We start from the raw sequence: 12,533 nt of genomic DNA on the forward strand, positions 1-12,533 counted from the left end.
CCAGCGTGAGCTTCGGCCCGCCGCCACCACCGTCCCCCTCGCCGTACACCCAGTCCACGCTCGCCGTGGGCGCGCGCGAGAAGCGCCGTACCGTATTCGTCTTCGGCGTGGTCCTGGCCCTGACCGCCGCGTTGTTCGCGGGCGGCTGGGCCGTGTGGAGTCTGACCGAGGAGAAGGGCACGGCGCGGGCGTCCGCCGCCCAGCAGCCGCCCGACGCGATCAGGGAGACGGTGGAGACGGTTCCGAAGACCCCTGAAGGGCAGGTCGCCGTCGGGTGGACGGAGAAGCTGAAGGAAGGGCGGAGCGCCTCGACGAAGGGCACATGGGTCTCCGGTTCCATCGCGGCGAAGAGCTTCGCCGACGTCATCAGGGGCATGGAGATCGGCACTGCCGAGAAGAAGTGGGAGATCCAGTTCGCGGGCCCGCTCTGTGCCGTGACCCGGCACGTCAGCGTCGACGGCAGGACGGCCGTGGCCGTGCCCGGCAAGCGGTCCGCGAAGGAAGAGCACGCGAAGGGCGAGAAGGGGGCGCGGTCCGAGAGGCCGTGCGATCACCTCGCCGTGGTCGACATCGACTCGGGCAAGAAGCTCTGGGAAGAACCGCTGCCCGTCGGGGACAGCGGCTCGTCGAGCGTGAACGTGACGATGACCCGTGGCACGGTTGTCGCCAGCTGGGGCCGGGGCTCGGCGGCGTACGACATGACGACCGGGGAGCGGCTCTGGTCCGACGTGAAGGCCCGCACCTGCAACGACGTCGGATTCGCCGGAGGGCGCGGCCTGCTCGCGCTGCAGTCCTGCGGAGACTCGGCCGACCGGCTGTTCCGGGTGCAGAAGGTCGCCCCGCGTACGGGCAGGGCCGAGTGGACGCACCGGGTCGCCGAGGGGATCGAAAGCGTCTATCTGGCCTCTTCGGAGCCGGCCGTCATCGCCGTCGCCACCGGCGACGAGGGGGTCATCGACTACCTGCACTCGCTGGACGACCGGGGCAGGAACCGCGCGACGATCCCACTGCCCGACCGGCGCTACGTCCACAACTGCGACGAAACGTTCAGTGCCGAGGTCGAACGGTGCAGTGGAGTGGTGGTCGGTCGACGGCAGCTCTACATGGCGACCAAACCCCGTGACATGTACGAACCGGGCCTCACCAAGATGCCACCCAACGAGATCGTCGCCTTCGACCTGAGGACGGGAAACTCCGTACTCAAGTTCGACGCCAAGCCCGACCGGCCGATGTATCCGGTCAGGATGAGCGGCGACAACGTGATCGCCTACCGGGAGAATGCCGGAGCCGCCCTCTCCTCCGTGGTCAGCCTCGACCCCGAAACGGGCAAGGAGCGGCTGCTCCTCGTCCTTCCCGACGATGCGGACAGGCCGAGCATGGACCTGTTCGCCAACGACTTCGACATCGTGTACGAGCGCGGAACCGTCGTCTTCGGTATGAAGGAGGTCGAGCGCCAGAGCGGTGAGCAGGACGAAGGCCCGCAGGTCTCCCTGATGGACGGCTACCGCAGCAGCGGCTGATCCCGGCCCGCGCGGGCCGGCGGTAGCCCCCGGCAAGGCATCGACCCCAGACTGGTAACCTGTGTAACGGCCGCATGTCTACGCTCCCCCGGACCTCCACTCGGAGAACCTGAAGGAAGCGCCCGACGGCCCATCCCGGCCTCCCGAGTCACGGAAGCCCCCCTGAGACGTAGACCAGGGGCACTCGGAGGCACTCGAAGACATCACGAGGAGTACGCGTGTCGCTCGACGCCGCTACGAAGAAGCAGATCATGACCGAGTTCGGCCAGAAGGAGGGCGACACCGGCTCCCCCGAGGTTCAGGTGGCGCTGCTCTCTCGCCGTATCTCGGACCTGACCGAGCACCTCAAGACCCACAAGCACGACCACCACAGCCGTCGTGGTCTGCTCATCCTGGTCGGTCAGCGCCGCCGTCTGCTGCAGTACCTGGCCAAGAAGGACATCCAGCGCTTCCGTGCCCTGGTTGACCGTCTGGGCATCCGCCGCGGTGCGGCGGGCGCGAAGTAAGACGTCGTGAAGGGAGCGGTTCCCACTCGAAGCAATCGAAGGGGACCGCTCCCTTTGCCGTACATGCGCGCTGTCACCGACGCTTTGTAGTCTGGTGATGTACACGCGTCCCCGTGGGTAGGGATTACGACACCCTCGGGGCGCGACAGCGCAACGCACCACCCGACGAGGGAGAGGCGCACCCAGCCGCCGCCGGTCCTCGGTAGTGGCCCCCGGGACATCCCGGGAGCTTCGATCGAAGACCGGCCCGCACAGATGGCGCGCTTCTCCACACAGTCCCGGTCCACGCCGGACAGGCCCAGCAAGGGCCGGTCCGCGCGGGACGAGGTCCGCCAAGGACAGACGGGACGCCGTTCCCGGGCCACACGGGCCCAGGGGCGAGAAGACGAAACGTAGACACGTAGGAGAACAGTGGAGAACGAGACCCACTACGCCGAGGCCGTCATTGACAACGGCACGTTCGGCACCCGCACCATCCGCTTCGAGACGGGCCGCCTGGCCAAGCAGGCCGCAGGCTCCGCCGTCGCGTACCTGGACGACGACACCATGGTGCTGTCGGCCACCACCGCTTCCAAGCGGCCCAAGGAGAACCTCGACTTCTTCCCCCTGACGGTGGACGTCGAGGAGCGGCAGTACGCCGCCGGCAAGATCCCCGGTTCGTTCTTCCGTCGTGAGGGCCGCCCCTCCGAGGACGCGATCCTGACCTGCCGCCTGATCGACCGCCCGCTGCGTCCTTCCTTCAAGAAGGGCCTGCGCAACGAGATCCAGATCGTCGAAACGATCATGGCGCTCAACCCCGACCACCTGTACGACGTGGTCGCGATCAACGCCGCCTCCTGCTCCACGCAGCTGGCCGGCCTGCCCTTCTCGGGCCCGATCGGCGGCACGCGCGTGGCGCTCATCAAGGGCCAGTGGGTCGCCTTCCCGACGCACACCGAGCTCGAGGACGCCGTCTTCGACATGGTCGTCGCCGGTCGCGTCCTCGACGACGGCGACGTCGCGATCATGATGGTCGAGGCCGAGGCCACCGAGAAGACCATCCAGCTGGTGCAGGACGGCGCCGAGGCCCCGACCGAAGAGGTCGTCGCCGCCGGTCTGGAAGCCGCGAAGCCCTTCATCAAGGCGCTCTGCAAGGCCCAGTCGGACCTCGCCGCCAAGGCCGCCAAGCCCACCGGCGAGTTCCCGGTCTTCCTGGACTACGAGGACGACGTCCTCGAGGCCCTGACCGCCGCGGTCAAGACCGAGCTCGCCCAGGCGCTCACCATCGCCGCCAAGCAGGAGCGCGAGACGGAGCTCGACCGCATCAAGGAGATCGCGGCCGAGAAGCTCCTCCCGGCCTTCGAGGGCCGCGAGAAGGAGATCTCCGGTGCCTACCGCGCGCTGACCAAGAAGCTGGTCCGCGAGCGCGTCATCAAGGACAAGGTCCGCATCGACGGCCGTGGCGTCACGGACATCCGTACGCTCGCCGCCGAGGTCGAGGCCATCCCGCGCGTGCACGGTTCGGCGCTGTTCGAGCGTGGCGAGACCCAGATCCTGGGCGTCACCACCCTCAACATGCTCCGCATGGAGCAGCAGCTCGACACCCTCTCCCCGGTGACGCGCAAGCGCTACATGCACAACTACAACTTCCCGCCGTACTCGGTCGGCGAGACCGGCCGCGTCGGTTCGCCCAAGCGCCGCGAGATCGGCCACGGCGCGCTCGCCGAGCGCGCGATCGTGCCGGTGCTGCCCTCGCGCGAGGACTTCCCGTACGCGATCCGTCAGGTCTCCGAGGCCCTCGGTTCCAACGGCTCGACGTCCATGGGCTCGGTCTGCGCCTCGACGATGTCGCTGCTTAACGCCGGTGTGCCGCTGAAGGCCGCCGTCGCCGGTATCGCCATGGGTCTGATCTCCCAGGAGATCGACGGCCAGACGCACTACGTCGCCCTCACCGACATCCTCGGTGCGGAGGACGCGTTCGGCGACATGGACTTCAAGGTCGCCGGTACGAAGCAGTTCGTGACCGCGCTCCAGCTCGACACCAAGCTCGACGGCATCCCCGCCTCGGTCCTGGCCGCCGCGCTGAAGCAGGCCCGTGACGCGCGTCTGCACATCCTCGACGTGATGAACGAGGCGATCGACGTTCCGGACGAGATGTCCCCGAACGCGCCGCGCATCATCACGGTCAAGATCCCGGTGGACAAGATCGGTGAGGTCATCGGCCCGAAGGGCAAGATGATCAACCAGATCCAGGAGGACACCGGCGCCGACATCACGATCGAGGACGACGGCACCATCTACATCGGTGCCCAGCAGGGCTCGCAGGCCGAGGCCGCCCGCGCCACGATCAACGGCATCGCCAACCCGACCATGCCGGAGGTCGGCGAGCGCTACCTGGGCACCGTCGTGAAGACGACGACCTTCGGCGCGTTCGTCTCGCTCATGCCGGGCAAGGACGGTCTGCTGCACATCTCGCAGATCCGCAAGCTCGCCGGCGGCAAGCGCGTGGAGAACGTCGAGGACGTCGTCGGCGTGGGCCAGAAGGTCCAGGTCGAGATCGCCGAGATCGACTCCCGCGGCAAGCTGTCCCTCATCCCCGTCATCGAGGGTGAAGAGGACGACGACAAGAAGGACGACACCGACAAGTGACGTCGCGTAGCACCACGACGACGGCCCGCACCTCTTCGGAGGCGCGGGCCGTCGCCCGTACCCAAACCCTGATCAAGGGCGAGCACGGCATCGGCACCGTCCGCAGGACGACCCTCCCCGGCGGCCTGCGCGTCGTCACGGAGACCCTGCCCTCCGTGCGCTCGGCGACCTTCGGCATCTGGGCCAACGTCGGCTCCCGCGACGAGACCCCGTCCCTGAACGGCGCCACGCACTACCTCGAGCACCTCCTCTTCAAGGGCACCAAGAAGCGCAGCGCCCTCGACATCTCGGCCGCGCTCGACGCGGTCGGCGGCGAGATGAACGCCTTCACGGCGAAGGAGTACACGTGCTACTACGCGCGCGTGCTCGACACCGACCTGCCCCTTGCCATCGACGTCGTCTGCGACATGCTGACGGGCTCCCTCATCCTCCAGGAGGACGTCGACGCCGAGCGCGGCGTCATCCTCGAAGAGATCGCGATGACCGAGGACGACCCGGGCGACTGCGTGCACGACCTGTTCGCGCACACGATGCTCGGCGACACGCCCCTCGGCCGCCCGGTCCTCGGCACGGTCGACACGATCAACGCCCTCAACGCCGACCGCATCCGCCGCTTCTACAAGAAGCACTACGACCCGACCCACCTGGTGGTCGCGGCCGCGGGCAACGTGGACCACAACAAGGTCGTACGCCAGGTCCGCGCCGCCTTCGAGAAGGCCGGCGCGCTCCACCGCACCGACGCGACCCCGATGGTCCCGCGCCAGGGCTCCCGCGCCCTGCGCACGGCGGGCCGCGTCGAGGTCGTCAACCGCAAGACCGAGCAGGCCCACGTCATCCTCGGCATGCCGGGCCTGGCCCGCACCGACGAGCGCCGCTGGGCCCTCGGCGTCCTGAACACCGCCCTCGGCGGCGGCATGTCGTCCCGCCTCTTCCAGGAGGTCCGCGAGAAGCGCGGCCTGGCCTACAGCGTGTACTCGTACACGTCCGGTTTCGCCGACACCGGTCTCTTCGGGGTGTACGCGGGCTGCCGCCCCAGTCAGGTGCACGACGTCCTGAAGATCTGCCGCGACGAGCTCGACCAGGTCGCGCAGCACGGACTGAGCGACGACGAGATCGGCCGTGCCATCGGCCAGCTCGCGGGCTCCACCGTCCTCGGCCTGGAGGACACCGGCGCCCTGATGAACCGCATCGGCAAGAGCGAGCTCTGCTGGGGCGAGCACATGTCGGTCGACGACATGCTGGCCAGGATCTCCGCGGTCACCCCCGACGAGGTGCGCGAAGTGGCCCGCGACGTGCTCGGCCACCGCCCGTCCCTGTCGGCCATCGGCCCGCTCAAGGACAAGCAGGCGGCCCGCCTCCACGAAGCGGTCGCATAGCCGCGTGAGGGCCCAACTCCCGTAAGGATTGAAGGACATGAGCAAGCTGCGCGTGGCGGTCATCGGCGCCAGGGGCCGCATCGGCTCCGAGGCCGTGAAGGCCGTCGAGGCCGCCGAGGACATGGAGCTGGTCGCCGCACTCGGCCGCGGCGACAAGCTGGAGTCGCTGGCGGACGCCGGCGCCCAGGTCGCGGTCGAGCTGACCAACCCCGACTCGGTGATGGCCAACCTCGACTTCTGCGTACGGCACGGCATCCACGCCGTCGTCGGTACGACGGGCTGGACCGACGAGCGCCTCGCGCGGCTGCGCACGTCGCTCGCGGCGTCCCCGGAGACGGGCGTGCTCATCGCCCCGAACTTCTCCATCGGCGCGGTCCTCACGATGAAGTTCGCGCAGATCGCGGCGCCCTACTTCGAGTCCGTCGAGGTCGTCGAGCTGCACCACCCGAACAAGGCGGACGCCCCCAGCGGCACCGCCACGCGCACCGCCCAGCTCATCGCCGAGGCCCGTCGGGAGGCGGGCAGCGCCCCGCAGCCCGACGCCACGACGACGGCCCTGGACGGTGCCCGCGGCGCGGACGTCGACGGCGTACCGGTGCACTCCGTGCGCCTGCGCGGCCTCCTCGCCCACCAGGAGGTCCTGCTCGGCGGCGAGGGCGAGACCCTGACCGTGCGCCACGACTCGCTGCACCACAGCAGCTTCATGCCGGGCATCCTGCTCGGCGCGCGCCGCGTGGTGAGCACGCCGGGCCTGACGTTCGGCCTGGAACACTTCCTGGACCTCGGCTGACCCGGGAAACGAACCCACCATGCGAGCGAAGATCACTTACGCCGTCACGGCTGCCGTCCTGGTCGTCTACTTCGTCCTGGTCGGCAGCCGCGGCGTGCTCCTGATACAGCACGGCACCGTGCTCACCGTCACCTTCGGTGTCGCGGTGCTGATCCTGCCGGTCATCGGCGTCTGGTTCCTCTGGAAGAACACGCAGTTCGTCCAGCGCGCCAACCGCCTCGCCGCCGAGCTGGAGGCCGAAGGCGGCCTGCCCGTGGACGAGTTGAAGCGGACCCCCGGCGGCCGTATCGACCGCGACTCGGCCGACGAGGTCTTCGCCCGGCGCAAGGCCGAGACCGAGGACTCGCCGGACGACTGGCGCTGCTGGTTCCGGCTGGCCGTCGCCTACCACGACGCCCGGGACACCCCCCGCGCGCGGAGGGCCATGCAGCGGGCCATCGCCCTGCACGCGGGCAGGCCGGTGAACGTCTAGGGTCCTAGGGCTCTGGAGGCGTTTCAGGCGGTGGGCCGGTACTCGTCGGCCCACACCTCGATGGAGTCGGCCGCGCGGTTGAACGCCTCGTGCCGCGTCAGGAAGTCGGCGTTCCGGTCGGTCAGCAACGCCTGCGGCCCGCCACCCTGCGCCCCCTGATCACGGCGTACGAGGATGAGCGCCTGCCCCTGCACCGTCCGGGGCAGCCCCAGCCAGCGCACCGGCTGCTGCGCGGTCCGCACGGCCGACACCTGCGCCCAGGCGACCGTCTGCGTGGTCAGGAAACCGACCCTGCGCAGCCCGTGGGCGCTCACCCAGGTGCCCATGCGCAGCAGCCGCAGGGAGGCGACGATGACGAGGACGGCGAGGCCCGCGCAGACCGCGGCGCCCGCGAGGGAGCCCGTGAACGCGATGATCACCGCGGCGAAGAGGACGAACGAGGCGAGCAGCAGCAGGAGCGCGGAAGCCCCGACCCGCCAGGGGCCGGGGCGGTAGGGCCGCCGCCACTGATCGCGGTCGTCGAAGGGCAGCGCGGCGTCGTCCGCCACGTCGTCGAAGGCGTGGTCCGCGGTCAGGAAGGGCAGGGGCACGGGCTGATCCTCACTCAATCCACACATGGGCTGTGCCCGGTGAGGCTATCGAGCCGTGTCCCCTGCTACCACCCTTGGGGGTCCGGACGAGTCGGGGCCGGACGGGGGAAGATACGCGCTCCGGTCAGCGTCCCTCAGAGGCCTCGGACTGCTGGTGGTGCGCGGGTGACTGGTCGGCCGACATCGCGGGCATCCCGAAGAGCAGGGATCCCACCAGTCCGGCCACCACGGTCAGGCCGATGAGCGTGCGGCCCATGATCTGGCTGGCCGACGCGCGCTCTCGGGGCGGGGGAGTGACGTTACTGCGGAACTTCTCGGCTTCGGCGATGAAGGCGAACGGGACGGGCTCTCGCCGACGGAACATGGGGTGCGCTTCTCCTCACGGGTCTCGAACGGAGCTCTGTGAACTCTGTTACTTGGATAGACGCGTGAATCGCCCAAAAGGTGCCCTGTTTCGGCAAATTAGTCGAAGAACATCGCGGCGAGTCACCGAACGGCCGATTGTCAGTGCCGGGCCATAGAGTGGACGCCGCCCGAGTGATGCACCTGGAAGGACCCCGCCAGTGAGCGAGACCCCCACCGAAGACCTCAAGCCCAGCTTCCGCAGCGAGGTCACCGTCGAGCTGGTGAAGCATGCCGCCACCGACTCCGACGTCCTGTGGGCCGCCCGAGTCTCCACGGCGGGCGAGCAGTCCCTCGAAGAGCTCCAGAAGGACCCGGAGCGCTCCAAGGGCCTGATCAACTACTTGATGCGGGACCGCCACGGCAGCCCCTTCGAGCACAACTCGATGACGTTCTTCATCAGCGCCCCCATCTTCGTCTTCCGCGAGTTCATGCGGCACCGCGTCGGCTGGTCGTACAACGAGGAATCGGGCAGGTACAGGGAGCTGCAGCCCGTCTTCTACGTCCCCGGGGAGTCCCGCAAGCTCGTCCAGGAAGGCCGCCCCGGCAAGTACGTCTTCGTCGAGGGCACCCAGGCCCAGCAGGAGCTCACGGGCCGCGTCATGGAGGACTCCTACCGCCAGGCGTACGAGGCGTACCAGGAGATGCTGGCCGCCGGCGTCGCCCGCGAGGTCGCCCGCGCGGTGCTCCCCGTAGGCCTCTTCTCCTCGATGTACGCGACGTGCAACGCCCGTTCGCTGATGCACTTCCTCGGCCTGCGCACGCAGCACGAGCTCGCGAAGGTCCCCTCGTTCCCGCAGCGCGAGATCGAGATGGTCGGCGAGCTGATGGAGCAGCAGTGGGCGGAACTGATGCCTCTCACCCATGCGGCCTTCAACAAGAACGGACGTGTGGCGCCGTAAGGCACTGATGTGCGGGTGCGCCGAGCGAAGTGTCCGTATTGCGGCACTTCGTGAAGTTCATCTAGCCTGATCAAACGGACCCGGCACTGCTTGAACCCCCGAGCAGGCAGTGCCGGGCTCCACACTTGTCAGGTCCGCACACATCCCCCGAGGGGCGACCCCGCGCTGAGCAGCGAGTAGCGTGTTACCCATGGCTCCGACCTCCACTCCGCAGACCCCCTTCGGGAGGGTCCTCACCGCCATGGTCACGCCCTTCACGGCGGACGGCGCACTTGACCTCGACGGCGCGCAGCAGCTCGCCGCCCACCTGGTGGACGCAGGCAATGACGGCCTCGTCATCAACGGCACCACCGGTGAGTCCCCGACCGTCAGTGACGCGGAGAAAAACGATCTCGTACGAGCCGTACTGGACGCCGTCGGAGACCGCGCCCACATCGTCGCGGGCGTCGGCACGAACGACACCCGCCACAGCGTCGAGCTCGCCCGCGCAGCCGAGCAGGCCGGCGCCCACGGCCTCCTGACCGTCACGCCGTACTACAACAAGCCCCCTCAGGAGGGCCTGTTCCGGCACTTCACGGCGATCGCCGACAGCACCGAGCTGCCGGTCATGCTCTACGACATCCCGGGCCGCAGCGGCGTACCGATCAACACCGAGACGATCGTCCGCCTCGCCGAGCACCCGCGGATCGTCGCCAACAAGGACGCCAAGGGTGACCTCGGCCGCGCCAGCTGGGCCATCGCCCGCTCGGACCTGGCCTGGTACTCCGGCGACGACATGCTGAACCTGCCGCTCCTGTCCGTCGGCGCGTGCGGCTTCGTCTCCGTCGTCGGCCACGTCGTCACCCCGGAACTGCGCGCGATGCTCGAGGCACACCTCTCGGGCGACGTGCAGAAAGCCACGGAGATCCACCAGAAGCTCCTCCCGGTCTTCACCGGCATGTTCCGCACCCAGGGCGTGATCACGACCAAGGCGGCGCTGGCCCTTCAAGGGCGCCCCGCGGGCCCGCTCCGCCTGCCGATGGTGGAGCTGTCGCCCGAGGAGACGCACCAGCTCAAGATCGATCTCGCCGCCGGCGGGGTACAGCTGTAACCACAGACTTCACAACTGAATAAGCGAGACACCGCGGGCGCGACACGAGCTGTCGGTGGCCCGCACCCCACACAACAACTGCTCATGCACGAACGTCATGCGCGCCACGTGCCCCGGAGGTACGTGGCGCGCGTGGTGAGGAGAGTCTTTTGAGTCATCCGCATCCTGAACTCGGCGCTCCGCCGAAGCTCCCGAAGGGCGGCCTGCGGGTCACCCCGCTCGGCGGCCTCGGCGAGATCGGCCGCAACATGACCGTCTTCGAGTTCAACGGTCGTCTGTTGATCGTCGACTGCGGCGTGCTCTTCCCCGAGGAGGAGCAGCCCGGAATCGACCTGATTCTGCCGGACTTCACGTCCATCAGGGACCGCCTCGACGACATCGAGGGCATCGTGCTCACGCACGGCCACGAGGACCACATCGGCGGCGTCCCCTATCTTCTGCGCGAGAAGCCGGACATCCCGCTGATCGGCTCCAAGCTGACGCTGGCCCTCATCGAGGCGAAGCTCCAGGAGCACCGCATCCGGCCGTACACGCTGGAGGTCGTCGAGGGCGACCGCGAGGCGCTCGGCCCCTTCGACTGCGAGTTCGTCGCGGTCAACCACTCCATCCCGGACGCCCTGGCCGTCGCCATCCGCACCCCCGCGGGCATGGTCGTCGCCACCGGCGACTTCAAGATGGACCAGCTCCCTATGGACGGCCGCCTGACCGACCTGCACGCGTTCGCGCGGCTGAGCGAGGAGGGCATCGACCTCCTCCTCTCCGACTCCACGAACGCCGAGGTCCCGGGCTTCGTTCCGCCCGAGCGCGACATCTCGAACGTGATCCGCGGCGTCTTCGCCGGCGCCCAGAAGCGGATCATCGTCGCGAGCTTCGCCAGCCATGTGCACCGCATCCAGCAGATCCTGGACGCCGCACACGAGTACGGCCGCAGGGTCGCCTTCGTGGGCCGCTCGATGGTCCGCAACATGGGCATCGCCCGCGACCTCGGTTACCTGCGCGTCCCGCCGGGCCTCGTCGTCGACGTGAAGACGCTCGACGACCTGCCGGACAGCGAGGTCGTCCTGGTCTGCACGGGTTCGCAGGGCGAGCCGATGGCCGCGCTCTCCCGCATGGCCAACCGCGACCACCAGATCCGGATCGTCCAGGGCGACACCGTGATCCTGGCGTCGTCGCTCATCCCGGGCAACGAGAACGCGGTCTACCGCGTGATCAACGGTCTGACCCGCTGGGGCGCCAACGTCGTCCACAAGGGCAACGCGAAGGTACACGTCTCCGGCCACGCCTCGGCCGGCGAGCTGCTGTACTTCTACAACATCTGCAAGCCCAAGAACCTGATGCCGGTCCACGGTGAATGGCGCCACCTGCGTGCCAACGCCGAGCTCGGCGCCCTCACCGGCGTCCCGCACGACCGCATCGTGATCGCCGAGGACGGCGTCGTCGTCGACCTCGTCGAGGGCAAGGCGAAGATCGTCGGCAAGGTGCAGGCGGGATACGTCTATGTGGACGGACTCTCCGTGGGCGACGTCGGCGAGCCCGCCCTGAAGGACCGCAAGATCCTCGGCGACGAGGGCATCATCTCGGTCTTCGTAGTGGTGGACTCCAGCACCGGCAAGATCACCAGCGGCCCGATCATTCAGGCGCGCGGCTCCGGCATCGACGACTCGGCGTTCAATGCCGTCATGCCCCGGGTCCAGGAAGTCCTGGACAAGTCGGCCCAGGACGGCGTCGTCGAACCCCACCAGCTGCAGCAGCTCATCCGCCGCACGCTGGGCAAATGGGTCTCGGACAACTACCGCCGACGTCCGATGATCCTGCCCGTGGTCGTCGAGGTCTGACCCTCTCGACTGCGCGAGCTCCGGAGCGGGGCGCCTCGATTTGCATCGGGGCGCCCCGCTCCGTTAGGTTTACGGCTCCGCCAGCGAGGGAAGCCCCGAGCACTCACGTGCCTGGGACCGACCCGAACGGGGCGGGAATTCCGACTCAGAACTTCTGATAAAGTCGGAGCCGCCGGAAAGGGAAACGCGAAAGCCGAAAGGCCGGAGCGGGAACCGGAAAGGCGCCGAGGAAGTCGGACACGAAAGAGTCTGATAGAGTCGGAAACGCAAGAACGAAGAACAAAAAGAAACACCGAAGGGAAGCGCCCGGAGGAAAACCCCAGACAATGTTCTGCGGGTGAGTACAAAGGAAGCGTCCGTTCCTTGAGAACTCAACAGCGTGCCAAAAGTCAACGCCAGATATGTTGATACCCCGACTTGCT

At 68.4% G+C, this 12,533-nt stretch carries 11 protein-coding genes; 9 read left to right on the top strand and 2 right to left on the bottom strand.

Annotated features, from left to right (window positions below; translation table 11 throughout):
* Positions 1-5: 5 nt before the first annotated feature.
* The 6 genes from ACFVYL_RS36515 to ACFVYL_RS36540 all read left to right on the top strand — a co-directional run bounded on the left by ACFVYL_RS36515 (position 6) and on the right by ACFVYL_RS36540 (position 7,292).
* Positions 6-1,520 carry a PQQ-binding-like beta-propeller repeat protein gene (locus ACFVYL_RS36515; protein ID WP_389724165.1) on the top strand — a complete coding sequence of 505 codons (1,515 nt, stop codon included), beginning with the start codon at positions 6-8 and terminating at the stop codon, positions 1,518-1,520.
* 218 nt (positions 1,521-1,738) lie between these two features.
* On the top strand, positions 1,739-2,026 hold the full coding sequence (gene rpsO, locus ACFVYL_RS36520; protein WP_030363216.1) for a 30S ribosomal protein S15: 288 nt from the start codon (positions 1,739-1,741) through the stop codon (positions 2,024-2,026).
* A gap of 411 nt (positions 2,027-2,437) precedes the next feature.
* A complete protein-coding gene (locus tag ACFVYL_RS36525; RefSeq protein WP_389724168.1) occupies positions 2,438-4,654 on the top strand; it encodes a polyribonucleotide nucleotidyltransferase in 2,217 nt (738 codons plus the stop codon).
* Positions 4,651-6,030 (top strand): pitrilysin family protein, encoded by a 1,380-nt coding sequence (locus tag ACFVYL_RS36530; RefSeq protein WP_361720968.1) that lies wholly within the window; start codon positions 4,651-4,653, stop codon positions 6,028-6,030. Before ACFVYL_RS36525 ends, ACFVYL_RS36530 begins: the two co-directional genes overlap by 4 nt.
* 37 nt (positions 6,031-6,067) lie before the next feature.
* Positions 6,068-6,820, top strand: coding sequence for a 4-hydroxy-tetrahydrodipicolinate reductase (gene dapB / locus ACFVYL_RS36535; protein WP_389724172.1), 753 nt, complete (start codon positions 6,068-6,070; stop codon positions 6,818-6,820).
* A 19-nt stretch (positions 6,821-6,839) separates the two neighbouring features.
* Positions 6,840-7,292 carry a hypothetical protein gene (locus ACFVYL_RS36540; protein ID WP_389724175.1) on the top strand — a complete coding sequence of 151 codons (453 nt, stop codon included), beginning with the start codon at positions 6,840-6,842 and terminating at the stop codon, positions 7,290-7,292.
* 23 nt (positions 7,293-7,315) lie between these two features.
* Here the strand turns inward: ACFVYL_RS36540 and ACFVYL_RS36545 are convergent, their stop codons facing one another.
* Both ACFVYL_RS36545 and ACFVYL_RS36550 read right to left on the bottom strand, forming a co-directional pair.
* The gene (locus ACFVYL_RS36545; RefSeq protein WP_389724178.1) at positions 7,316-7,882 is read right to left on the bottom strand and encodes a hypothetical protein; all 567 of its coding nucleotides are present in this window, start codon (positions 7,880-7,882) and stop codon (positions 7,316-7,318) included.
* Positions 7,883-8,006: 124 nt separating this feature from the next.
* A complete protein-coding gene (locus tag ACFVYL_RS36550; protein ID WP_389724181.1) occupies positions 8,007-8,246 on the bottom strand; it encodes a hypothetical protein in 240 nt (79 codons plus the stop codon).
* Between the two features lie 199 nt (positions 8,247-8,445).
* Here ACFVYL_RS36550 and thyX point away from each other — a divergent pair, with 199 nt between their 5' ends.
* The 3 genes from thyX to ACFVYL_RS36565 all read left to right on the top strand — a co-directional run bounded on the left by thyX (position 8,446) and on the right by ACFVYL_RS36565 (position 12,111).
* Positions 8,446-9,186 (top strand): FAD-dependent thymidylate synthase, encoded by a 741-nt coding sequence (gene thyX, locus ACFVYL_RS36555; protein ID WP_389724184.1) that lies wholly within the window; start codon positions 8,446-8,448, stop codon positions 9,184-9,186.
* Between the two features lie 190 nt (positions 9,187-9,376).
* Positions 9,377-10,276, top strand: a complete 900-nt coding sequence (gene dapA / locus ACFVYL_RS36560) for a 4-hydroxy-tetrahydrodipicolinate synthase (RefSeq protein WP_389724187.1) — start codon at positions 9,377-9,379, stop codon at positions 10,274-10,276.
* 149 nt (positions 10,277-10,425) lie between these two features.
* Positions 10,426-12,111 carry a ribonuclease J gene (locus tag ACFVYL_RS36565; protein ID WP_389724190.1) on the top strand — a complete coding sequence of 562 codons (1,686 nt, stop codon included), beginning with the start codon at positions 10,426-10,428 and terminating at the stop codon, positions 12,109-12,111.
* Positions 12,112-12,533 lie beyond the last annotated feature (422 nt).

This window comes from Streptomyces sp. NPDC058308 (genome assembly GCF_042880275.1).
GTDB lineage: Bacteria > Actinomycetota > Actinomycetes > Streptomycetales > Streptomycetaceae > Streptomyces.

Coding starts and splice junctions, on each gene's coding strand:
- dapB (WP_389724172.1), top strand. CDS start 6,068: ATGAGCAAGCTGCGCGTGGCGGTCATCGGCGCCAGGGGCCGCATCGGC.
- ACFVYL_RS36540 (WP_389724175.1), top strand. CDS start 6,840: ATGCGAGCGAAGATCACTTACGCCGTCACGGCTGCCGTCCTGGTCGTC.
- ACFVYL_RS36550 (WP_389724181.1), bottom strand. CDS start 8,246: ATGTTCCGTCGGCGAGAGCCCGTCCCGTTCGCCTTCATCGCCGAAGCC.
- dapA (WP_389724187.1), top strand. CDS start 9,377: ATGGCTCCGACCTCCACTCCGCAGACCCCCTTCGGGAGGGTCCTCACC.